Here is a 1,741-nt window from a genome sequence, read left to right as displayed (position 1 = left end):
TCAGTGATTGTCCCGGGGCAGGCCCTGGGTCTGGGCGATGCGCTGGTATTTTTCGGCACCCTCCAGGATGGCGCCGGTGTTCATTTGGCCGACGAGCGCGCGCTGGATCTCCTGCCAGGGGGTCTGCGAGGCGGGGTAGGGGTAGCCGCCCGCCTCCTCCAGCGCGCGGCGGCGTTCGGCCAGCGCGGCGTCCGGGATCAGCACGTCGCAGGTGCCCCGGGCGAGGTCGATCCGCACCCGGTCGCCGGTCCTGAGGATCGCCAGCCCGCCGCCGACCGCGGCCTCGGGCGAGGCGTTGAGGATCGAGGGCGAGGCGGAGGTCCCCGACTGCCGCCCGTCGCCGATGCAGGGGAGCGCGTGGACGCCCTCGCGGATCAGATAGGCCGGCGGGCGCATGTTGACGACCTCGGCCGCCCCCGGATAGCCGACCGGTCCCGCCCCGCGCATGAACATCACCGTCTCGGGCGTGATGTCGAGCGAGGGGTCGTCGATCCGGCGGTGGTAGTCCTCCGGCCCGTCGAACACGATCGCGGGGCCCTCGAACGCCTCGGGGTCGGCGGGGTTCGACAGATAGCGGTCGCGGAACTCGGGGCCGATCACGCTGGTCTTCATGATCGCGGCGTCGAACAGGTTGCCGCTCAGCACCAGGAAGCCCGCGTCCTCGACCAGAGGCTCCTCGAAGCGGCGGATCACGCGCTCGTCCTCGATCGTCGCCGCGCGGCAATTGTCGCCCATCGTGCGCCCGTTGACGGTCATCGCGCCCTCGTGGATCAGCCCGGCGCCGATCAGCTGCGCGACCACCGCGGGCACGCCGCCGGCGCGGTAGAAGTCCTCGCCCAGATACTCGCCCGCGGGCTGGAGGTTGACCAGCAAAGGCACCTTGTGGCCCTTCTCCTGCCAGGTCCGGAGCGGCAGCTCGACGCCGATGTGGCGCGCGATCGCGGCGAGGTGGATCGGCGCGTTGGTCGAGCCGCCGATCGCGGAGTTGACCACGATCGCATTCTCGAACGCCGCGCGGGTCAGGATGTCCGAAGGCTTCAGATCCTCGAACACCATCTCGACGATGCGCCTGCCGGTGCGCCACGCCACCTCCTGCCGGTCGCGGTAGGGCGCCGGGATCGCCGCCGAGCCGGGGAGCATCATCCCCAGCGCCTCGGCGAGCGAGTTCATCGTCGTCGCGGTGCCCATCGTGTTGCAATAGCCAGTCGAGGGCGCCGAGGAGGCGACGAGCTTGATGAAGCCCTCGTCGTCGATCTCGCCTGCGGCGAGCAGTTCGCGCCCCTTCCACACGATCGTCCCCGAGCCGGTGCGCTCGCCCTTGTGCCAGCCGTTGAGCATCGGCCCGACCGAGAGCGCGATCGCGGGCAGGTTGACGGTCGCCGCCGCCATCAAGAGCGCGGGCGTCGTCTTGTCGCAGCCGGTGGTCAGCACCACCCCGTCGAGCGGATAGCCGAAGATCGCCTCGACCAGCCCCAGGTAGGCGAGGTTGCGGTCGAGCCCCGCGGTCGGGCGCTTGCCCGTCTCCTGGATCGGATGGACCGGGAACTCGAGCGCGATCCCGCCCGCCTCGCGGATCCCCTCGCGCACCCGCTCCGCCAGCACCAGATGGTGGCGGTTGCACGGGCTGAGATCGCTGCCGGTCTGGGCGATGCCGATGATCGGCTTGCCGGACCGCAGCTCCTCCAGGCTCAGCCCGAAGTTCAGATACCGCTCCAGATACAGCGACGTCATGTCGATGTTC

Annotated in this window: 1 protein-coding gene; it reads right to left on the bottom strand. The window is 70.5% G+C overall.

All coding sequences use genetic code 11. From position 1 onward, the window contains the following. Nucleotides 1-1,741: IlvD/Edd family dehydratase (locus AC4GYY_RS16100; protein ID WP_491122043.1), on the bottom strand; the 1,741-nt coding region annotated here is incomplete at its 5' end.

The sequence above is a fragment of the Sphingomonas sp. SP6 genome (assembly GCF_058313435.1).
This window is presented reverse-complemented; position numbering and strand designations above follow the sequence as displayed.